Raw genomic sequence first — 21,270 nt, 5'->3', positions numbered from 1 at the left:
TCAATGTGCAAATTTAACAGCGATGTCATATTTGTGAGCTATGCACGAAGAATTTGCTAAGTGGCTGATAAGTCTAATATGGTTGTAATGTCATGATATAAAACAAAAAACCCGGAAAAGCATGGTATGCTTACCGGGTCTGCGTTAAAACACTTTGTGACAAAGGAAATTAGAGACGCGTAACCTGCGTGGCGATCTCTTGAGCTTCCTGCAACCAGCCTTGAGCCAAGGTACGGACCAACGCATCATAGCCATCCTCACTTTGCTTCAATTCCAGATTGAATGGCTGCTTAATCAACTTACCTTGATAACTTAGCACCCATTCACCGCGAACAATTGCCCTGCCATCATAGCGGCCATGAAAACCGTTAATAGTGACATTAAGCACCGCCTGCTCACTGTTCATCGGTTGTGATGAAACCACCCACCCCGGCAATGCTCCACCCAAATTGCTCAGTAGTGTCTGCTGTAACTGCTGATCCAACGGACTGGCCCACAAGTTATTCTGCCCCATCACAAGTTGCACATCGTTAGTCTGATATACCACCCCATTTTGGGCCAGAAAATCCGCCACACTAACATGCTCAATCCAGAGTTGGCGCGATGGTAGCGTGTTACTCACCGGCACCGGCGTACCTAACGCCGGTAACTGATAGTAGGTTTTAGTTGGCATACTGCTACAGCCACTCAATAACAATACCAGGGCGAACGTAATCCATTTCATCATTTATTGGCCTTCTTCGGCTGAGGGTCATCACTGCCCGCGGCTTCAAATACCAGGGCATTACTCTTGTCGTTCAAAGTGCGAAGCACAGGTTGCAACTCACGCAACACCTGATCCAGCCGTTGCATATCTGACACCATCTTGTTGTAAGCCGGCGAACCAGGTTGGAACCCTTTCATACTGCGACTCAGTTCCTGCAACGTTTTCTGCATATCTGCAGGCAATGCCTTCATCTCTTTACTGCCGATGATGTCATTAAGCGACTGGATAGTTTTCTGCACTTCACGCATGGTTTTCTGGCTTTCGGACAACGTTTTAGTGGCTTCATTGATCATTGGATTGAGCGGCAACGCGTTGATCTTATCCAACATCTGCACCAGTTTCTGTTGGATTTGGGCCAAACCACCATTGGTTGTTGGTAACACCGGATAACCAAAGAGCTCATGCGGCCCTTTCCACGGCTTCTCTTGCGGGTAGAAGTCTAGGTCGATAAACAGCGAACCCGTTAACAGGTTAGCGGATTTCAGCGATGCGCGCAGACCTTGAGACTCCGTATCCTTGAGATACTGCGCAATATTGAAGTTATTTCCTAACTGCTGTTTCAAGCGTTCAGGCTCAATATGAATCAGCACTGGAATACGGAAATCACTATCAAGACGCTGCTGCATTCCCTCTTTGTAGAACGGTACTTGCCCCACCGTACCCAGGCGAATACCACGGAACTCTACCGGCGCGCCCGGCTGTAAACCACGCACCGATTCAGAGAAGAACACCAGATAATCCTGGTGGATGGTATACAGAGAATCTTGAATACTGCGCTGATTGTCGAATAGCGCAAAATCCACCATCTCTTTAACCTGTTCTCCTCGTTCCCAGCCTTCCGGTACATCAAAACTGACACCACCACTAAATAGCGTCGCCAGTGAGCCCATTTCCATGCGCATTCCCTGGGCTGACATATCAAAAGCAATGCCACTGTCCTTCCAGAAGCGCACATTGCTGGTGACCAATTGGTCATAAGGGGCAGCAATAAAGAGTTGATAACGCATAGAGCGTAACTTGGGATCGAAATAACTGGTTTCTACCGAACCGACACGATACCCGCGGAACAACACCGGATCGCCCGCCGTCAACTGACCCGCTCGCGTACTATCAAGCACGATACGCAACCCTTTGGCATCGGGGGGAGCCAACGGTGGAGCATCCAACAGTTGAAAATGGTTTTGCCCCTCCTTGCCTTTGCTACCAGGTTGCAATTCGATATAGGCACCGGAGAGCAAAGTACCCAATCCCGATATCCCATCACGACCAATCTGCGGTTTCACCACCCAAAAAGCAGTGTCGTCGTGCAACAGTTTTTCCATATCATCATTGAGGCGAGCCTGTATCACCACTTTGCTCAGATCATCGCTTAGCGAGACACTTTCTACCGTTCCCACATCAACACTACGGCTCTTGATCTTGGTTTTCCCCGCTTCCAAACCTTCCGCTGAGGTGGTAATCAAAGTGACTTCCGGCCCCTGATGGCTGAAGTGGTAAAACAGGATCCACGCACCAATCAATGCGGTAACAATGGGAACAATCCATACCGGCGACCAGCGTTTGATCTTTTCGATTTCCGCGACGCTATGATTACTTTCAGTCACCTTGTGACTCCTTGTTGACTATTTCACTTGCACGATCCCAAGTCAGACGGGGATCAAACGTCATCGCTGCGAACATACTGAAGATAACCACCATGGCGAATAACAGTGCACCAATATCTGGGTAAATACTCATCAGTTGCCCCATACGTACCAACGCTGAAAGCACAGCGATAACAAAGACATCGATCATCGACCAGCGGCCAACAAATTCGACAACTTCATAGATTAAGTGCATACGCTCACTATCCGCTCTACTCTTACCTTTAACATTGGCATCCAAGCATAACCAACCAATCGCCAGCATTTTGAGCGAAGGCACCATCACGCTGGCAATAAAAATCACCATCGCCACCGGATAAGAGCCTTCTCCCCATAGCAGGATCACCCCGGCCATCACCGTAGAGGGCATTTTATTGCCCAAGGCTTCGGTGATCATAATGGGCATTAGCATGGACGGAATATATAACATTATCGCGGTCACCAATAACGACCAGGTCCATTGCAAGCTATGGCGACGGCGTGCATACCCCACGCTATAACAACGGGGGCATCTTGTTTGGTCTGCCGGCAAAATGGCTGTACAGCAGGAGCAAGAGCGCACTCCTTGGCGTAAACCCGTGCGGCCAACCTGTAACGGTAGAGCCAATTGGGGTGCTGGGGCGATATCTTGCCACAGCCAGCGCCGGTCAATACACTGAAAAGCTCGCACCTGTAGCAGACAAAACAGGCTATAGGGAATAAAACTGGTGCCAATACCAATATCACCATAGGCCATCAGTTTGACAAAACTGACCAGCACACCTGCCAGAAAAATTTCCACCATGCACCAGGTTTTAAACTGGAACAGGATCTTGGCCATCCATACTTTCAGTTTCAGTGGTAACGGCGCTCGGGTACACAACAAAATAATCGCCAACATGCAAAATGTCGGAACCAGTTGCACCAACACTAAAAACAGCGTCGCCAGACTGGTGTAATTTTCCGCCACCATCACTTGGGGGATCTGCAGCAGTTTTATCTCGCTGACTATGCCCGCAACGCGCATATTAATAAACGGGAATATATTGGCCAGTAACAGCATAAACAATGCACTGATAGCATAGCCAACCGGTTGTTTACGTGGTTCAGCCCAGCGAGTACTCAGTGTTGTTTTACAACGGGGGCAAACTGCCTTTAAGCCAAAGGCTAAAGGCGGCATCGCCACTAACATATCGCATTGCGGGCACAACATCAGACTATCTGCTGACTGCGGGCGATGCACCGCATGGCCATGTTGTTGTTGGCCATGTTGTTGACTATGTTGTTGTTGACTATGTTGTAGTCTATTTTCTTGGGAAGGCACCCTATAACTCCTTGATAGTGCTGCCTATCGGTAACGACCTGTCGCCATTCATGCAACAGGGTTATCATCACATTTTACCAATTAAGCGTTTTTCATTGCTTCCAACTCTTCCCAACGTGCAAAAGCCTCTTCCAGACTCTGTTCTGCCTTGGCGAGATCGGCCAGCACCTGTTGTGTTTCGTTATGTGGACGGGAGAAAAACTCCCCATCATTAACTTGCACCTGCAAAGCCGCAATATCCGCTTCCAACTGTTCGAGACGCTGTGGTAACTGCTCCAGTTCACGCAACAGGTTGTAGCTCAATTTGCTTGATGATTTCTTAGGTTGCTCAACCGCCTTTTCTACCGCGGCTTTCGGTTTTTCCACATCGGTTTGGCGCAACGGCTTGGCCGTCGCCCGCTGGTGGTGTGCATCGTAATAGCCACCGACATAAATGTCGATCACACCGTCACCTTCGAAGATCCAACACTCACTCACCGAGTTATCTACAAACTGACGATCGTGGCTCACCAGCAATACCGTACCCTGATAGCTATCAATCAGTTCTTCCAGCAGTTCCAGTGTTTCGACATCAAGGTCATTAGTCGGTTCGTCGAGGATTAATAAATTGCTGGGCCTCAGAAATAATTTCGCCAATAACAAGCGGTTACGCTCGCCCCCTGACAACGCCTTTACTGGCGTCATGGCACGTTTGGGATGAAACAGGAAATCCTGCAGATAGCCAAGCACATGGCGTGAACGACCGTTGACCATCACTTCCTGCTTGCCTTCCGCCAGGTTGTCCATCACCGTGCGTTCTGGATCCAGCTCAGCGCGGTGTTGGTCAAAATAGGCGACTTCTAATTTGGTACCGCAATGTACTCGCCCGCTATCAGCCTGTAACTGACCGAGCATCAGTTTCAGCAGGGTGGTTTTGCCACAACCATTGGGCCCCACCAGCGCAATTTTATCGCCACGTTGCACCTGAGCACTAAAATCACGCACCAGCACTTTGTCGTCGATCCGGTAATTAACCGCTTCCATTTCGAAAACAATCTTACCGGAACGTACCGCTTCTTCCACCTGCATCTTGGCGCTGCCCATCACTTCGCGCCGTTCTGAGCGTTCATTGCGCAAGGCTTTCAATGCGCGAACACGCCCTTCATTACGGGTACGTCGCGCCTTGATCCCTTGGCGGATCCACACTTCTTCCTGCGCCAATTTGCGGTCAAATTCAGCATTCTGCAGCTCTTCCACCCGCAATGCTTCTTCTTTACTTTCCAGATACAGGTCGTAGTTCCCTGGCCACGACACCAGTTTGCCGCGATCCAGATCGACAATCCGTGTGGCCATATTGCGAATAAATGAGCGGTCATGGGAAATAAATACAATGCTGCCCTGAAACTCTTTCAGGAACCCCTCCAGCCAATCGATGGCAGTGATATCAAGATGGTTGGTGGGCTCATCAAGCAATAACACCCGAGGAGAACTGACCAGAGCCCGGCCAAGGGCCGCCTTGCGTAACCAGCCGCCAGAAAGGGAAGAGAGCTCCGCATCACCATCCAAGCCAAGTTGTAATAGCACTTCACTGATACGGCTATCAAGCTGCCACAGGCCCTGATGATCGAGAATTTCCATCACCTTCGCCAATCTTGCCAGGTTCTTTTCGCTCGGATCCTGTTCGACTTGATGGGAAATAGCATGGTAAGCCTTCAGGTGCTCGGCCTGTTCTGCCACCCCTTCAGCTACAAAATCAAACACCGTACCGCCAATATTGCGCGGCGGATCCTGTTGCAGACGCGCCACAATCAGGTCCTGTTCATAAATAATACGCCCGTCGTCCAGCGGGGTCTCTTTACCCAAGATCTTCAACAGGGTCGATTTACCGGCCCCATTACGCCCCACCAGGCAGACACGTTCATTGTCTTCAATATGAAGTTCGGTGTTATCTAACAAAGGTGCATCACTGAAAGAGAGCCAGGCACCAGACAGACTGATTAACGACATAGCAATTATTTCCCTTCGCCAGCATGGGTCACCAGCCAGCAGTTGTGGATTTGACGGTTACGGGCAAAGTCTTGTGACTGCGTCTTGGCCGTAATTTCTTGCGCCTCCAGACCCAGCGCACTCAAACCCGCCAAATCCATCTGGAAACCACGCTTGTTATTCGAGAACATAATGGTCCCGTTATGGCGCAGTAACCGTTTTAAATCTTTCATCAGCGCCAGATGATCACGCTGCACATCAAAGCTATTCTCCATACGTTTGGAGTTGGAGAAGGTCGGGGGATCAATAAAGATCACATCAAACTGTTCATCGCTGTTATGCAACCATGATAGACAGTCTGCCTGAATCAACCGGTGCTGCTTGCCAGTCAAACCGTTAACCCGCAAGTTCTTCTCTGCCCATTCAAGATAGGTACGCGACATATCTACCGTAGTGGTAGTCCGCGCCCCGCCCAACCCGGCATGGACACTGGCGCTGCCGGTATAGGCAAACAGATTGAGGAAGTCCTTGCCTTTACTCATCTCCCCCAGCATACGCCGCGCGATACGGTGATCCAGAAACAGGCCCGTATCAAGGTAATCAGTCAGGTTAACCCACAATTTGGCATTGAATTCCGTCACCTGCAGGAACTCGCCCTTCTGCGCCAATTTTTCATACTGATTTTTACCCTTCTGCCGCTCACGGGTTTTCAATACCAGTTGGTTTGAGGGCAAATCCAGCACCGCCAAAGTGGCATTAATCACATCAAACAGGCGTTGCCGCGCTTTTTGTGCATCCACCTGCTTGGGTGGCGCGTACTCCTGCACCACCACCTTACTGCCATAGCGATCCACTGCCACGTTATATTCCGGTAGGTCAGCATCGTACAAGCGGTAACATTCAATACCCTGCTGTTTTGCCCACTTATCCAGTTTTTTCAGATTTTTCCGCAGCCGGTTGGCAAAATCTTCCGCCACCTGAACGGCAGCCATCCCTTGAGGATTTTCTGCCAACTGATAATTTTTCTGCACACATTCCAATGGGCCATTTTTCGCCTTGAATTGGCGCTCAGCACGCAATTGCAGACAACTGAGCAATTCAGGTGAGGCACTAAACAGTGAGAGCTGCCAACCGCCAAAAGCGCTCTTCATGATACGCCCGAGCATATTATGCAAGGCAACCAAGGCAGGTTCACTCTCCAGACGTTCGCCATACGGTGGGTTACTGACCACCGTACCTACCGGGCCTTGCGGCAAAGGATTAGTCAATTTACTGACATCGCTGACCTGAAGGGTGATTAACTCCGCAACACCCGCACGGCGTGCGTTACTGCGCGCCATTTCCAGTACCCGGCGATCATTATCCGAACCGAAGAAACGCGACGTTGTTTCCTGCAAACCTCGCCGGGCACGCACCTGAGCCTCGGTGAGGACTTCACGCCACAGTTCAGCCTGATGACCACTCCAGGCTGTAAAACCCCAACGATGGCGTTGTAACCCAGGAGCATGATCGGCGGCGATCATCGCTGCTTCAATCAATAACGTACCGGAACCGCACATCGGGTCGAGCAACGGTGTTCCTGGCTGCCAGCCAGAGCGCGAGATGATGGCTGCCGCCAGGTTTTCTTTCAACGGAGCCAAGCCAGTCTCATCACGATAACCACGCTGATGTAACCCGTCACCACTCAGATCAAGGGCAACACTGGCCATATCACGCTGCAGCCAGACGTTAACCCGGATATCTGGCTGCTGTTTGGCCACCGTGGGCCGTTGATTGATCTTACGGGTGAAGCTATCGACAATGGCATCTTTAACCTTCAACGCGCCATATTGGCTGTTACGGATCTCTTCATTCACCCCACTGAAGTGGACGGCAAACGTTTTATCGACACCGAATACGCTAGGCCAATCGATAGCCTGAACCCCCAGATACAGGTCCAAATCACTGTGCACACGGAATTCATTCAACGGCAACAGAATACGTGAAGCCAAGCGGCTCCATAGCAAACTCTGGTACAAAAGACGATCGTCACCCTGAAAATGGACCCCGCCCTGCACCACTTTGCAGTCATGGGCACCAAGCCGCTCCAGTTCGCTTTTTAATAGTTCTTCCAGTCCACGGGATGTGCTGGCAAACAGAGTGTTCATATCGTGCTTATCACCAAAAAGAAAATAGTGGCGCATTATAGCTAATCCTGGCCGCTTGTCATAAAGTTGCTCGATTCTGTCAGCCACTTCTTGCAAGATGTCGCTAAGTAATTCCCCATGGGCTAGCGCTATCACTCGCACCAGTCGCACGATGACCCGCAGCTATTGAATTGATTTATCGCATGGAGGTAACAGTGACCACCCTTTCTCGGCTCTATATTCATCCGGTTAAATCGTTACGCGCCTTACAGTTATCCCACGCCCAGGTAGGCAGTAGCGGGCTCGCTTGCGATCGTATTTTCATGATCACTGAGCCTGACGGTACTTTTATCACCGCCCGCCAATATCCGCAGATGGTACTATTCACCCCGGCGTTGCTAACCGACGGCCTGTTTTTAACCGCCCCGGATGGTGAAAGTGCTACCATTCGTTTCAACGATTTTAGCGCCTCCGCACAGCCAACCGAAGTTTGGGGTAACCATTTCACGGCGTTAATTGCCCCACAAGCAATCAACCACTGGTTAAGTGGCTATTTCCAGCGTGATGTGCAACTACGTTGGGTGGGGGAGGAATTAACTCGTCGGGTAAAAAAACACCCAGAGATTCCACTCTCCTTTGCTGATGGTTACCCGTATCTGCTGGTTAATGAGTCCTCATTCCAGGATCTGCAAAAACGCTGCCCTGCTGGTATCAAACTAGAGCAATTTCGCCCCAATCTGGTGGTCACCGGCAGCCCCGCCTGGGCAGAAGATAGCTGGCAAACGATTCGCATTGGGAGTGTGGTATTTGAACTGGTGAAGCCCTGCAGCCGCTGCGTATTAACCACCGTCAGCACCGAGCGTGGCCACAAGCATCCACATGGCGAACCACTCAATACGCTGCAACAGTTCCGTACAGCCGAGAATGGCGCTATCGACTTCGGCCAAAATATGATTGCCCGTAACAGTGGTATTATCCGCGTTGGCGATCACGTCGAGATACTGTCCCGCCAATCACCGCCATCTTATGGTGCAGGCGCGGTAATCGAAAGCCTATCGCCCCCAAAAGAGAGTGCCAAGAGTGTAACGATTGAATATCAAGGGAAAGTGTTTACCGGTAATAACCAGCAAATATTATTGGAGCAACTGGAACAACAAGGGATCCGAATTCCCTATTCTTGCCGGGCAGGGTTGTGTGGTAGCTGCAAAATAACCCTGATGGCAGGGGAAGTGGCGGCATTAAAAGGGAATGCGGTGAACAGCAATGGGTCCATTTTCTGCTGTAGCTGTATTCCCAAAAGCGATTTGCAATTAGCCTAGTGCTATCGCGGTTATCATACCGCCTTGGCGTAAAACTGGGCTGAGAACTCATCGGTGATGCAAGGCTTCAAACGGTCATGCATCACTTTGATGGCATCCCCCAGTTGCATATTGCGGCCAGCCAGTAACAATTGATTCTGTGCCAGCAAACATAGGCTGGCATTATCCCCGGCTTCCACCACCAGCAAACAGGCATCTTCACCGCTTTCCATCACTTTCACCAAGGCCAGTTCACCGTTCTTTGGCCGCAATGGATAATGCTGCTGAGCAAAATGCCAGCTCTTAGGCATCAGTGGTTTCAGAAAACGGAAAGCCACCAGCGCATTTAATACTAGCTCGGCACGTTGTTCATGGCTGAGTTTTATCTGCTTGCTCTGCTCTTCATAATTAAAATAGAGGGCGGCATCATCAACGGAGAAAGCACATTCACCGAATGCATCCGGAGTTAACATTTTTGCCGGAAAACGCGAACGAAAGATCATACCATTGGCTAAATCCAGCATCAGCCGATCATGCTCAGCGTCGAAATACCAACGCCAATTGTCATCAGGTTTTATCTTCATTTGTTATCCTTGCCGCCACATGCAAACGTGGTATTACGCAATATACCTTTCATCATGGAAAACCTAAATACCAGATAAGTCTGAAAACGGTATTTATGCCAACGAACAAAATATAGACTAGCCGGGGAAAGAAATAAACCCCCGACTAGAAAATGAGCAAAAATATTAGATGTGGTTAACAATATCTTTAATCAAACCCGGTCCATGGAAGATAAATCCGGAATAAATCTGTATCAAACTTGCCCCAGCGGCCATTTTTTCTCTGGCGGCGGTCAAAGAATCAATCCCACCGACACCAATAATGGGCAGGCGCCCTTGTAATTCTTGCGCTAAACGACGGATAACCTCGGTGCTGCGTAATTGTATCGGGCGGCCACTTAATCCTCCCGCCTGTTCACAATTATTCAGCCCCTCAACCAGTTTACGATCAAGGGTGGTATTGGTGGCGATCACCCCATCTATATTATGACGAAGTAGACTATCGGCAATTTGGATCAACTCTTCTTCAGAAAGATCCGGCGCGATCTTTACCGCCACTGGCACATATTTATGATGACGGGCATGCAATTCGCTCTGCTTATTCTTAATCGCCGCCAAAAGATCATCTAACGCTTCACCATACTGTAACGATCTTAATCCTGGCGTATTGGGTGAAGAGATATTAATTGCGATATAGCCAGCATAAGGATAAACCTTATCCATACAGATCAGGTAATCCTCTTTTCCTTGCTCCACCGGGGTATCTTTATTCTTGCCAATATTAATCCCTAGCACACCATCAAAATGGGATTTTTTAACATTTTCAACCAGATTATCTACCCCGTGGTTATTGAAACCCATACGGTTGATCAACCCTTCAGCTTCAACAATACGGAATAGACGCGGCTTGTCATTACCTGGCTGCGGACGTGGCGTGACGGTCCCTATTTCGACAAAACCGAAACCCATAGCGCCTAAAGCATCAATACATTCTCCGTTTTTATCCAGCCCTGCCGCCAAGCCTAACGGATTTTTAAAACTGAGCCCCATACAGTTCACCGGCTTGCTCGGCACTGACTGACGGATAAGGAACTCTAATGGGGTGCCGGTAATACGGCGGAGTTGGCTAAAGGTCAATTCATGCGCACGCTCGGGATCGAGCTGAAACAACGCCTTCCTGATGATGGGATAGTACATAGGCTCTCCGGTTAGACTGGTCAAGTGACTAGGTGTTGGCAGTGTCTACTTAACCGAATCATTGGGCTTCTGGATGAAACTGGAATGAACTTGAGTAGTCTTGCAAACCGGGGGCATATTATCCGGTATCCTGGCAGTAATTGGAATTGATTAACCGTATAAATCGCGTTTTTAATTGCAGGGCGACCATCGCCGCCCTGTTTTTTATGCGGCTAACGCTTTGGCGATCTTCTCGTACAGATCCCCTGAGAGCTGGTCCAGCCCTTTTAATTGCTCTAACGCCTGACGCATCAGTGCCTGACGCGAAGCATCATAGCGTTTCAAGCGGATTAACGGTTCAATCAAACGAGCGGCGACCTGAGGATTGCGCTGATTAAGATCACTGAGGATCTCCACCAGGAATTGATAACCACTGCCATCTACCGCATGAAAAGCCGCAGGATTGGCTGAAGCAAAAGCACCAATTAGCGAACGGATGCGGTTAGGGTTACTGAGGCTAAATGAACGGTGTTGTAATAATGCGCGCACGTTGCTGAGCACATCGGCTGCTGGGCTGGTGGCCTGCAGTACAAACCATTTATCCATCACCAAGCCATCTTGATGCCAACGTTGGTCAAACTCGGTCATTAACGCCTCACAACAAGGCAATTGCGCAGCAACCGCCGCTGCTAAGGCAGCCAGTGAATCAGTCATATTATCTGCCTGATGGAACTGCTGAGTCACTAATCGCTCTGCCAACGTCACCTCACCGAAGGCCAGATAATGCAGGCAGACATTACGCAATGAACGTTTGGCAATATCACCATGCTCAACTCGGTAACCTTGTGTTTTATTGGCATAATAGACCGCCAGCCACTCATCACCCATTTCTTGTGCCAGGCAATGGGTGATCGATTCATGCACCGCTGCAATCGCCGTCGGATCAATGGTGGTAAACAATTCCGCTATTTCGTTTTCCCCAGGAAGGGTGAGGATCTGTGCCGCCAACGCTGGATCCAGTTTTTCATCCAACAACACCGCACGGAACGCATCCACCACATGATGTGGCAATGACAGCGGTTGTTTTTGCTGATATTTCGCCACATTCAGCTTGATATAAATCGCCAGCAAGCTCTGCGCTGCATCCCAGCGGGCAAACTCATTGCGTGCATGCTGCATCAGGAAAGTTAACTGCTGATCGCTATAAGGATAATCCAACTTCACTGGCGCAGAAAATTCACGCAACAATGAAGGGACGGGCTTCTCCGCCACGTTATCAAACACAAAAGTCTGTTCAGCCGCAGTGACATTCAAGATGTTCTTCACCGGTGAGCCGGCTTTTTGCAGGGCTATCACCTTGCCTTGGCTATCATAAAGCTCAATATCCAGCGGGATATGTAATGGCAGTTTTTCTGGCTGGTCCGCTGTCGGTTCAGTTTTCTGGCTGACATGTAAACGGTATTGCTGCAGTTCGGCATCATACTCGTCGCGCACCGTCAACTGAGGTGTACCAGATTGACTGTACCAACGGCGAAACAGCGATAAATCAACGTTGGAGGCGTCTTCCATTGCTTGAACAAAGTCGTCACAAGTGGCGGCACTGCCATCGTGACGTTCAAAATAGAGCTGCATCCCCGCCTGGAACTGTTGTTCCCCCAGCAGTGTATGCAGCATACGAATCACTTCAGACCCCTTTTCATACACCGTTAAGGTATAGAAGTTGTTCATCTCGATCACTTTGTCTGGCCGAATGGCATGGGCCATCGGGCTGGCATCTTCGGCAAACTGAGCCCCGCGCATCACTCGAACATTATCGATACGGTTAACCGAACGAGACCCCAGATCGGAACTGAACTCCTGGTCGCGGAATACCGTCAACCCCTCTTTCAGACTCAGTTGGAACCAGTCGCGGCAAGTCACCCGGTTGCCGGTCCAGTTATGGAAATATTCGTGACCAATGACTGCTTCAATATTCAGGTAATCTTTATCGGTGGCAGTTTCCGCCTTCGCCAGCACATATTTCGAGTTAAAGACATTTAACCCTTTGTTTTCCATCGCGCCCATATTGAAGAAATCTACCGCGACGATCATGTAGATATCCAAATCATATTCCAGACCGAAACGCACTTCATCCCACTTCATGGCACTCTTCAGTGAGGTCATCGCCCAATCAGCACGATCCAGATTGCCGCGATCAACAAACAGTTCCAGCGCGACCTGACGACCAGAACGTGTGGTGAAGGTATCACGTAACACGTCGAAATCACCGGCTACCAAGGCGAACAAATAACAGGGTTTAGGAAACGGATCCTGCCATTCTACCCAGTGACGCCCATCGCCCAGTTCCCCGGCAGCAACGCGGTTGCCATTTGACAATAGGAAGGGGTAAGCGGCTTTATTGGCGGTGATTCGGGTGGTAAACCGCGCCAATACATCAGGACGATCCAGATAGTAAGTAATATGGCGGAAGCCTTCGGCCTCACACTGAGTGCATAATGCGCTGCCAGAAAGGTATAGCCCCTCTAATGCACTATTTTTTGCCGGATGAATCTCGGTAACCAGAGTGAGGGTAAACTGTGCCGGTAACTGTTCAATGGCCAGTTGATTATCCTGTTGATGATAAGCATGCCATGGCTGCCCATCCACCAGAATACTCACCAGCGTCAGCTCTTCACCATTAAGGACCAACGCAGCACCATCAGTACTGTTCTGCCGTTTGACCTGGCTGATTGCCGTTACTCGTGTAGTTTCGGCATCCAGTTCGAAATCCAAAGCGATATCCGTAATGGTGTAATCTGGAGCACGATAATCATGGCGAAACTTCGCCTGAGGTTGTGATGTCATAGAAAACCTTCGACGTTTCAGTGAGTAAAAAGGTAGCCGCTATACCCAGGTTAATTCCCATTACCTAAATAAGTGTTCCTAATACCGCTACACTTTAAGCTTTTGGTCGGTGGGAATGGTCAGGAACGCCAACACGCCGTAAACCCCTCCCTGGGGGCTCGTATCGCGCGTCCATGCGCTCAACGGTCGGCTAACCTGCCTCATTCTCACCTTTAGCACTATTACGCGCCGCTATTTAGGGTCAACAGTGAATAAACTGTACCACAGACAAGGGAAAAACCCAGTGACAGCGGTGAATTACCGCAAGATTTACCCTTACCGCTCAGCTAACTGTTTATCCCGTGTGCCGTTATTGCGCGCTGATTTAAGCAATCGTTCAATCCTTCGGTTATCAATGCCATAATGATTGCGATACTAAAGGAGAATGAAAATGAAATTTGTCGGTGCACATGTCAGTGCTTCAGGTGGGGTAGACCAGGCGGTACTCCGTGCCCATGAACTAGAGGCAACCGCATTTGCCCTGTTTACTAAAAATCAACGTCAATGGAAAGCGGCACCACTCACCACTGAGGTTATCGATAAGTTCAAGCGTGCCTGTGTACAATATGGCTATGGTCCACAGCAGATCCTCCCTCATGACAGTTATCTGATTAATCTTGGCCACCCGGACAGCGAAGCCCTGGAAAAATCCCGTGAGGCGTTTCTCGACGAAATACAGCGCTGCGAACAATTAGGGCTGACGCTACTTAATTTCCATCCTGGCAGTCATTTAATGCAGATCGATGAAGCGCAATGTCTGGCGCGTATCGCGGAATCTATCAACATTGCGTTAGATAAAACCCAAGGGGTGACGGCGGTGATCGAAAATACCGCCGGTCAAGGAACGAATCTGGGTTTTAAATTTGAACATCTGGCGGCGATCATTGACGGTGTGGAAGATAAAAGCCGCGTCGGTGTTTGTATCGATACCTGCCATACTTTTGCCGCGGGTTATGATCTGCGTAGTGAAGAGGATTGCCAGCGCACATTTCAGCAACTGGGGGATATCGTCGGCTTTAATTATTTGCGTGGCATGCATCTTAATGATGCCAAGAGCGAGTTTAATAGCCATGTTGATCGCCACCACAGCCTGGGTGAAGGCAACATTGGCAAAACCGTGTTCCGTTATATTATGCGCGATGCGCGCTTCGATAATATCCCGCTGATTCTGGAAACCGTAAACCCAGATATCTGGGCTGAAGAAATCGCCTGGTTAAAAGCGCAGCAATAAGTCGCCACTATCCTCAAGTAAAACCGGCACCTGTTTCAGTGCCGGTTTTGATGGTGACTTGTATTAATCGTTGATTGCTATTATGCCGCTGCCGACACCTCAGAACGCTTCAGGACGGCATAGCATCCCCCAGCCAGCAAGGTTCCGGCAACAATCGCCAGCAGATACAACAGCACCGGTGAAATCGCGCCAGGAATCAGCAGAACAAACAGACCACCGTGAGGTGCCATCAGTTTTGCCCCGAAATACATCGACAGTGCCCCTGTCAGCGCACCACCAGCAATACAGCACGGCAGCACTCGCATTGGGTCACGTGCGGCAAACGGAATCGCACCTTCACTGATAAAGCAAAGACCAAGTACCAACGCCGCTTTGCCACCTTCCTGCTCAGATTTCTCGAACTTGCGGCGTGCTAGAATCGTTGCCAGGCCCATCGCCAACGGTGGTACCATCCCTGCGGCCATAATCGCCGCCATTGGTGCATAGACAGATGAACTTAACAGCGCAACCCCAAAGGCATAAGCCGCTTTGTTGACGGGGCCCCCCATATCGGTACACATCATGGCACCCAGGATCGCCCCCAGCAGCACCGCATTGCCGGTGCCCAATGACTGCAGCCAATCGGTCAACCCCTCCATAATTTTCGCGACCGGCGTGCCCACCACGTAAATCATAATAAGGCCGGTGATTAAACTGGCACCTAGCGGAATAATCAGTATGGGCTTCAGCGCTTCCATACTCTGTGGCAGTTGTAACTTGCCACTGATGGCTTTAGCCACATAACCTGCCAGGAAACCAGCAATAATACCGCCAAGAAAACCCGCCCCGGTGCTAACCGCCAACATACCGCCAATCATGCCCGGCGTCAGACCTGGACGATCAGCAATAGAAAACGCGATATAACCAGCCAGTACCGGCACCATCAGGGCAAAAGCGGAAGCACCACCAATTTGCATCAGGGCGGCAGCCAGTGTCCCTTTGACTTCAAACGCTTTGATACCAAAAACAAATGACAGCGCGATGCACAAACCGCCCGCGACCACCATCGGCAACATATAGGAAACGCCAGTCAACAAGTGGCGATAGGGCCCGGTACTCTCTTTTTTCTTGCTCGCGCTAGTAGCGGCACCGCTTTTCTGAGGTTGGAAAACCGTTGCCTCAACCAGGGCCTTATCCAGCTCTTGTACCGTTTTCTTCAACGCCAAACCGGTTGAAGTGCGATACATCGGCTTACCAGCAAATTTATCGAGATCCACCTCAATGTCTGCTGCAACAATCACCAGATCAGCAGCCGCGACTTCTTCCGCCGTGATGGCATTACCCGCCCCCACTGAGCCGCGAGTTTCTACCTTCACCCACCAACCACGCTTTTTAGCTTCCGCTTGTATCGCTTCTGCAGCCATAAAGGTATGTGCCACGCCAGTTGGGCAGGCGGTGACTGCCACCACCCGCTTTTGGCTAGCGGGGCTTAACGGTGCTGCCGCCGAGGCGTGGTATGGTTTGGCTTCTGCCTGTGCCGTGGCCAGAAACGCCTCAGCTTCACGCACCGCCTGTTCCACATCACCAAGATAAACCTGCTTGCCGTTCAGCTCAGCGTCAGCAGGTATTGAATTCCCAGCGACCACCACCAGTTCCGCATCATTTAATGACTCAACCAGTATCAGGCCAGTTTTGGCCGCAGCGGCCTCGAGCATACGTTTCGCCAGGTGACTACGTGCCTGACCCAGCGAACTATCTATCATTAGCAGCGTTTTCATTCTGCCTCCTGCTATCAATTGAAAGGTTTCAGATCGACACGCGCCATCATCGCGGCCAGTTGTGGACGGTCAGAGATACCAACATTACTCTGGCTAACAGCAATGGCAGCCACCGCAGTGGCTAAACGCAAGGTATGTTCACTGGATTCCCGCATCAGCAAGCCATAAATCAAACCACCCACCATCGAGTCACCTGCACCCACGGTACTGACCACTTCACAAGCTGGCGGTTTGGCTATCCAGGCCCCAGAAGCATTCACCCACAATGCGCCTTCAGCCCCTAAAGAGATCACCACATGGGCAATACCTTGATCACGAAGTGCATGAGCCGCTTCAACCACATCCGCCAATGTCGGTAATGGACGACCAGCCCAGATTTCCAGTTCGCGACGGTTGGGTTTTACCAACCAAGGCGAGGCTTTCAAACCGGCAACCAGTGCTTCACGGCTACTATCAAAAATAATGCACGGGCAAAGCGCACGCAGGCGAATCATCCACTCGGTAAAGGCTTCTGGAGCCACACCGCTAGGCAGACTGCCGCTAACCGCCACCATATCGAACTGCCCTAGCCAAGTCAGAGAATCGGTAACAAAGCGTTCCCAATCCGGTGGGGTCACCTCAAAACCAGAAAAATTGAAATCGGTGACTTCACCCTCTTTTTCCGTCAGCTTGACGTTGATACGAGTACGCCCGGGTACCACCTGAAAACGGTTGGCAATGCCCAGGTCGCTGAACAGCTGCTGAAAGCCATCCTGGTTGTCTTTACCCAGGAACCCGCCAACAGTGACATCGATACCCAGATCTTTCAGCACTTTAGCAACGTTAATCCCTTTGCCTGCCGCGTGTAACCCAGCCGTTTTTACCAGATTGACTTCGCCGCGCTCAATCTCGGGGCAAAAACCCACCAGATCGTAAGCCGGGTTCAAGGTAATAGTGGCGACTCTTCTGCTCATGCTGCACCCTCGCCAAGCCCTTCACTGATCGCTTCGCCGATTGCTGTTAGGGCGGCTTGCGCATCCTCACCACTGGCGGTAAAACGTAAGCGATGACCTTTTTTCACCCCTAATGCCACCACTTTCATCAAGCTGCGACCATTTGCCGGTTTACCACTCCCATCGAGATTAGTGACGGTAATTTCGCTATTAAACTGCTTGATCACATTCACCAACACGGTACCTGGGCGGGCATGCAAACCATGTTCGTTGCGCACCACATATTCTGCACTCAGTAAATCATTCTCTTCAGCCACGGCGCTAGTTAACAAGGCCAGTACCCCTGAGACATCCGCCTTCAGCAAGCTTTCAGCTTTATGACTCTGTAGCAGATCACTTAAGTAATTCAGTACTTCCAGCGGTTGTTGATCGGCAACCGACACCGTCAGTAACAGCGCAACTTTTTCACCATTTTCATCAAACGGCTGCGCGGGGCGGCTAACGGTAGCGGCACTGACCAAATTGCCTTCTGTGCTGTCGCTTAGCCAAATCCCCTGCCCCAGGTTCAAGGGTTTATGGGTGATCACCTCGCTGACAAACTGCGCATTGACGACACCTCTTTGTTGCAGACGGCCGGCATTCAACGCTTGCAGTGTCATCAAAGAATCTGCCGCTACATCCAGGGCAACCAACGCAGCATCAAACTGGAATTCAGCCGTCAGTTGCTCGCCCATCAGCACGCTACGCAGCTCTTCTGCTGACGTGGTAGTGGCTAATGATTTAGCAACACCCTCATCACTCAATACATGGGTCAATTGACGCAATAAGCCCAAATGCTCATCGGAACGGGCTGCAATACCGATAACCACATAGGCGGTTTGCCCTTCACCCCATTCAATGCCTTGCGGAAATTGAAATACCTGTACACCGGTGTTCAGCACCAGACCACGAGTCTCCGTCGTACCATGTGGAATGGCGATGCCATTGCCCAGGTAGGTGGATGTTTGCAGTTCTCGCTGTAGCATGCCGTCCACATAACCGGCACTGACATTCCCGGCAGCGGTGAGCGCTGCCGCAACCTGCCGGATAGCATCCTGTTTACCACTGGCAGCGGCTCCCAGGTGAATATTTTGCTGTGACAACTGGAGCATAGTTCTCCTCCCCTACTGAATTGAATCGTTTCAGTTATAGCGACTAAAAGGAGCGCTGCCCCTCTTTTTCTACAAAGGGGAACAGCGCTGAAACGTTTCAATCAGTCTGTGATTAGCGATGAATAAAAGCAAGATCCGTTACTGCTCCGGTGATAAATTTTTGACCTTGCGCACACTTTATTGTAAGAAACCTGCGAATAAAAAGAATAGTGGCATACTTTGCTGAAATCGAGCTGAAGGAGTAATTATGGCAGTGCTGACCGGTGTGGGTGTCATCATCGTTAATCCTCAAGGGCAAATCCTGTTAGGGAAACGGTGCAGCTCCCACGCCCCTTTCTGGTCAATTCCCGGTGGTTATCTGGAGGCCGGTGAAACCTTTGAACAATGTGCTCAGCGTGAAGTTGCTGAAGAGACCGGGCTAGAAATTGCACCGCCGCGCTTTATTGGTATCAGCAATAATCTACAAACCTGGCAATCTGAGGGAAAGCACACGGTCTCCATCTGTATGCTGGTTCATCATTCTGGTGGCAAAGCTGAATTAAAAGAGCCGGAAAAGTGTGCTGAATGGCGCTGGTGTTCACCCGATGAACTCCCTGAACCCCATTTTGAAGCCAGCAAAGCGGCAATTTACTTATGGCGTAACCAACTCGCTTATTTGCCGGTACCTGCTATAGCTTGATTAATCAGGTAGTTCTTGTTCTTCAAGTTCTGGTTCTGCAGGTTCTGGGAATACCCCCTACGCGGCTCGATGGGTACCTGGCAAATGAAACAACCTGACTGTCATGGTTTTGTTTTTTTAAACCTCTATTTCACGTATTATGCCCGCGACCTCTCACTCTTTGGCAGTTTATATGAGTACCTTCTCGGTAATAACGCGGTTTTTGCCTAATTCGACTTCGCTGGCTTTCCTGATTGTTGCTTTCCTCACGGGTATTGCTGGTGCCTTACAAATGCCCACGCTAAGTCTATTTCTGTCCACTGAAGTCAATGCACGCCCAGCAATGGTTGGTCTGTTTTTTACCGGCAGCGCGGTCATCGGTATTTTGGTCAGCCAATTTCTTGCTACTCGTTCGGATAAAAAAGGCGATCGGAAATCACTGATTTTTGTCTGCTGCTTACTGGGAGCATTGGCTTGCGCGTTATTTGCCTGGAACCGTAACTATTATATCTTGCTGTTTATTGGTGTGTTGTTAAGTAGCTTTGGCTCTACCGCCAATCCACAGATGTTTGCCCTGGCACGAGAACACGCCGAACACACCGGGCGTGAAGCGGTCATGTTCAGCTCGATACTGCGTGCCCAGATCTCCCTGGCCTGGGTGATTGGCCCGCCGATTGCATTTGCCTTGGCGCTGGGTTTTGGCTTCAAGGTGATGTATCTAGCCGCAGCGGCGACCTTTATTCTTTGTGGTGGGCTGGTCTGGAAAATGTTGCCTTCCATGCCTAAAGTGCCCGCCGCCAAAGACGCTGCAGTGTTAGAAGCCCCACGCCAGAATCGTCGCGATACGCTACTGTTATTTTTCGCCTGCACATTGATGTGGACAGCTAATGGGATGTATTTGATTAATATGCCATTGTACCTGGTCCGGGAACTGAATCTACCCGAGAAACTGGCCGGGATACTGATGGGGACCGCTGCCGGGCTGGAGATCCCAGTGATGTTGCTCGCTGGTATGGTGGCCAAACGCTTTGGCAAACGCTTTTTAATGCGCTGTGCCGTAATTGCCGGGGTTCTGTTCTATGCCGGATTGCTGTTTATCAATGGCAGCGGAGCACTAATCGCTCTGCAACTGTTCAATGCTTTGTTTATTGGCATTCTGGCAGGTATCGGTATGCTCTATTTCCAGGATCTGATGCCCGGGCAAGCAGGCGCGGCAACCACCTTATTTACCAATACCACACGCGTCGGCTGGATCATTGCCGGTTCAATCGCCGGTTCGGTGGCCGAAATATGGAGTTACCACGCGGTGTTTTACTTCGCGCTGGCAATGATGCTGGCAGCCACGCAATGTTTATGGCGCCTCAAAAAAGCTTAAGGGGCGGTATCCACTTCCAATTTGGCCAGGTAAATTAAGGCCTCATTACGGTGGGTACCACACATCTCTGCGCAGGCCTGCAAACTGGCACAGACTTTTGGACGCAGCGGCGAGTTAAACAATTCGCAACGCCATTGGCTATCCAGATGAATACAACGAATATTGGCCGGTTTGCCATCAGGCATGCCGGGTAACGAACTGGAAATAGAGGGTGCGATACAGCAAGCACCACAGTCAGAGCGGCATTCCATTAACGATTCCCTTGGCAAACCAGCAAAAGCAGGTAGCGAACCATACCAGTCCACTGCGCTTGTTACCACCTGGTTGTGCGGTTAATCAGTCATCCCGCGCTAACTTGTAGGGCCACTCCGCACCACACCAATCCACACCACAGATGGGAGCCAAGTTGATTTGATTGGGTGACTAAAGGTACGGATAACCAA

The 21,270-nt window shown here is 50.3% G+C and carries 16 protein-coding genes; 4 read left to right on the top strand and 12 right to left on the bottom strand.

Features of this window, described 5'->3' with window-relative positions; genetic code table 11:
- Positions 1 to 169 precede the first annotated feature (169 nt).
- From pqiC to rlmKL, 5 genes are all read right to left on the bottom strand, one after another.
- Positions 170 to 727: a membrane integrity-associated transporter subunit PqiC gene (gene pqiC, locus AC2A06_RS11330; RefSeq protein WP_484380323.1), complete on the bottom strand. Its 558-nt coding sequence runs from the start codon at positions 725 to 727 to the stop codon at positions 170 to 172.
- Positions 724 to 2,370, bottom strand: coding sequence for an intermembrane transport protein PqiB (gene pqiB / locus AC2A06_RS11325; protein ID WP_484380322.1), 1,647 nt, complete (start codon positions 2,368 to 2,370; stop codon positions 724 to 726). Before pqiB ends, pqiC begins: the two co-directional genes overlap by 4 nt.
- Positions 2,363 to 3,601, bottom strand: a complete 1,239-nt coding sequence (gene pqiA, locus AC2A06_RS11320) for a membrane integrity-associated transporter subunit PqiA (RefSeq protein ID WP_484380383.1) — start codon at positions 3,599 to 3,601, stop codon at positions 2,363 to 2,365. The genes pqiB and pqiA overlap by 8 nt, the downstream gene beginning before the upstream one ends.
- Before the next feature lie 192 nt (positions 3,602 to 3,793).
- Entirely contained in the window at positions 3,794 to 5,698 is a 1,905-nt protein-coding gene (locus tag AC2A06_RS11315; protein WP_023490477.1) for an ABC transporter ATP-binding protein, read from the bottom strand.
- A gap of 5 nt (positions 5,699 to 5,703) precedes the next feature.
- Positions 5,704 to 7,824: a bifunctional 23S rRNA (guanine(2069)-N(7))-methyltransferase RlmK/23S rRNA (guanine(2445)-N(2))-methyltransferase RlmL gene (gene rlmKL, locus AC2A06_RS11310; RefSeq protein WP_473197991.1), complete on the bottom strand. Its 2,121-nt coding sequence runs from the start codon at positions 7,822 to 7,824 to the stop codon at positions 5,704 to 5,706.
- 194 nt (positions 7,825 to 8,018) lie between these two features.
- On the opposite strand from rlmKL, the gene AC2A06_RS11305 reads away from it, so the two are divergent.
- Positions 8,019 to 9,122, top strand: coding sequence for a YcbX family protein (locus AC2A06_RS11305; protein ID WP_484380321.1), 1,104 nt, complete (start codon positions 8,019 to 8,021; stop codon positions 9,120 to 9,122).
- A gap of 14 nt (positions 9,123 to 9,136) precedes the next feature.
- Here AC2A06_RS11305 and AC2A06_RS11300 read toward each other — a convergent pair whose 3' ends face one another.
- The 3 genes from AC2A06_RS11300 to pepN all read right to left on the bottom strand — a co-directional run bounded on the left by AC2A06_RS11300 (position 9,137) and on the right by pepN (position 13,684).
- Positions 9,137 to 9,685, bottom strand: coding sequence for a cell division protein ZapC (locus tag AC2A06_RS11300; RefSeq protein WP_484380320.1), 549 nt, complete (start codon positions 9,683 to 9,685; stop codon positions 9,137 to 9,139).
- A gap of 165 nt (positions 9,686 to 9,850) precedes the next feature.
- A complete protein-coding gene (gene pyrD, locus AC2A06_RS11295) occupies positions 9,851 to 10,861 on the bottom strand; it encodes a quinone-dependent dihydroorotate dehydrogenase (protein WP_484380319.1) in 1,011 nt (336 codons plus the stop codon).
- A gap of 204 nt (positions 10,862 to 11,065) precedes the next feature.
- Positions 11,066 to 13,684 carry an aminopeptidase N gene (gene pepN, locus AC2A06_RS11290; protein ID WP_484380318.1) on the bottom strand — a complete coding sequence of 873 codons (2,619 nt, stop codon included), beginning with the start codon at positions 13,682 to 13,684 and terminating at the stop codon, positions 11,066 to 11,068.
- 430 nt (positions 13,685 to 14,114) lie between these two features.
- Between pepN and nfo the strand changes: the two genes are divergently transcribed.
- The gene (nfo, locus tag AC2A06_RS11285; RefSeq protein ID WP_484380317.1) at positions 14,115 to 14,954 is read left to right on the top strand and encodes a deoxyribonuclease IV; all 840 of its coding nucleotides are present in this window, start codon (positions 14,115 to 14,117) and stop codon (positions 14,952 to 14,954) included.
- 80 nt (positions 14,955 to 15,034) lie between these two features.
- Here the strand turns inward: nfo and fruA are convergent, their stop codons facing one another.
- Genes fruA through fruB form a run of 3 tightly spaced genes read right to left on the bottom strand, consistent with a single transcriptional unit; the run spans position 15,035 to position 18,794 of the window.
- Positions 15,035 to 16,711: a PTS fructose transporter subunit IIBC gene (gene fruA / locus AC2A06_RS11280; RefSeq protein ID WP_484380316.1), complete on the bottom strand. Its 1,677-nt coding sequence runs from the start codon at positions 16,709 to 16,711 to the stop codon at positions 15,035 to 15,037.
- Positions 16,712 to 16,725: 14 nt separating this feature from the next.
- Positions 16,726 to 17,664, bottom strand: a complete 939-nt coding sequence (gene fruK / locus AC2A06_RS11275; protein WP_484380315.1) for a 1-phosphofructokinase — start codon at positions 17,662 to 17,664, stop codon at positions 16,726 to 16,728.
- Complete coding sequence (gene fruB / locus AC2A06_RS11270; protein WP_484380314.1) at positions 17,661 to 18,794, bottom strand: fused PTS fructose transporter subunit IIA/HPr protein; 1,134 nt, start codon at positions 18,792 to 18,794, stop codon at positions 17,661 to 17,663. Before fruB ends, fruK begins: the two co-directional genes overlap by 4 nt.
- A gap of 247 nt (positions 18,795 to 19,041) precedes the next feature.
- Here fruB and AC2A06_RS11265 point away from each other — a divergent pair, with 247 nt between their 5' ends.
- Together AC2A06_RS11265 and AC2A06_RS11260 are read left to right on the top strand one after the other, a co-directional pair.
- Complete coding sequence (locus AC2A06_RS11265) at positions 19,042 to 19,473, top strand: nucleotide triphosphate diphosphatase NUDT15 (RefSeq protein WP_484380313.1); 432 nt, start codon at positions 19,042 to 19,044, stop codon at positions 19,471 to 19,473.
- Between the two features lie 172 nt (positions 19,474 to 19,645).
- The gene (locus AC2A06_RS11260; protein ID WP_484380312.1) at positions 19,646 to 20,827 is read left to right on the top strand and encodes a sugar efflux transporter; all 1,182 of its coding nucleotides are present in this window, start codon (positions 19,646 to 19,648) and stop codon (positions 20,825 to 20,827) included.
- Here AC2A06_RS11260 and AC2A06_RS11255 read toward each other — a convergent pair.
- Complete coding sequence (locus AC2A06_RS11255; protein WP_473197468.1) at positions 20,824 to 21,078, bottom strand: YkgJ family cysteine cluster protein; 255 nt, start codon at positions 21,076 to 21,078, stop codon at positions 20,824 to 20,826. The two genes, AC2A06_RS11260 and AC2A06_RS11255, sit on opposite strands and share 4 nt — an antisense overlap.
- Between the last annotated feature and the right edge of the window lie 192 nt (positions 21,079 to 21,270).

It is taken from the genome of Serratia sp. HNCC26DJ244 (assembly GCF_057180565.1).
The sequence above is the reverse complement of the archived record's forward strand: the minus strand, read 5'-3'. Positions and strand labels throughout refer to the sequence as shown.

Excerpts from the sequence above, each read along its gene's own strand:
- pqiC (WP_484380323.1), bottom strand. The coding sequence starts at position 727 with ATGATGAAATGGATTACGTTCGCCCTGGTATTGTTATTGAGTGGCTGT.
- pqiA (WP_484380383.1), bottom strand. The coding sequence starts at position 3,601 with ATGTTGTGCCCGCAATGCGATATGTTAGTGGCGATGCCGCCTTTAGCC.
- AC2A06_RS11315 (WP_023490477.1), bottom strand. The coding sequence starts at position 5,698 with ATGTCGTTAATCAGTCTGTCTGGTGCCTGGCTCTCTTTCAGTGATGCA.
- rlmKL (WP_473197991.1), bottom strand. The coding sequence starts at position 7,824 with ATGAACACTCTGTTTGCCAGCACATCCCGTGGACTGGAAGAACTATTA.
- AC2A06_RS11300 (WP_484380320.1), bottom strand. The coding sequence starts at position 9,685 with ATGAAGATAAAACCTGATGACAATTGGCGTTGGTATTTCGACGCTGAG.
- pyrD (WP_484380319.1), bottom strand. The coding sequence starts at position 10,861 with ATGTACTATCCCATCATCAGGAAGGCGTTGTTTCAGCTCGATCCCGAG.
- pepN (WP_484380318.1), bottom strand. The coding sequence starts at position 13,684 with ATGACATCACAACCTCAGGCGAAGTTTCGCCATGATTATCGTGCTCCA.
- nfo (WP_484380317.1), top strand. The coding sequence starts at position 14,115 with ATGAAATTTGTCGGTGCACATGTCAGTGCTTCAGGTGGGGTAGACCAG.
- fruA (WP_484380316.1), bottom strand. The coding sequence starts at position 16,711 with ATGAAAACGCTGCTAATGATAGATAGTTCGCTGGGTCAGGCACGTAGT.
- fruK (WP_484380315.1), bottom strand. The coding sequence starts at position 17,664 with ATGAGCAGAAGAGTCGCCACTATTACCTTGAACCCGGCTTACGATCTG.
- fruB (WP_484380314.1), bottom strand. The coding sequence starts at position 18,794 with ATGCTCCAGTTGTCACAGCAAAATATTCACCTGGGAGCCGCTGCCAGT.
- AC2A06_RS11265 (WP_484380313.1), top strand. The coding sequence starts at position 19,042 with ATGGCAGTGCTGACCGGTGTGGGTGTCATCATCGTTAATCCTCAAGGG.
- AC2A06_RS11260 (WP_484380312.1), top strand. The coding sequence starts at position 19,646 with ATGAGTACCTTCTCGGTAATAACGCGGTTTTTGCCTAATTCGACTTCG.
- AC2A06_RS11255 (WP_473197468.1), bottom strand. The coding sequence starts at position 21,078 with ATGGAATGCCGCTCTGACTGTGGTGCTTGCTGTATCGCACCCTCTATT.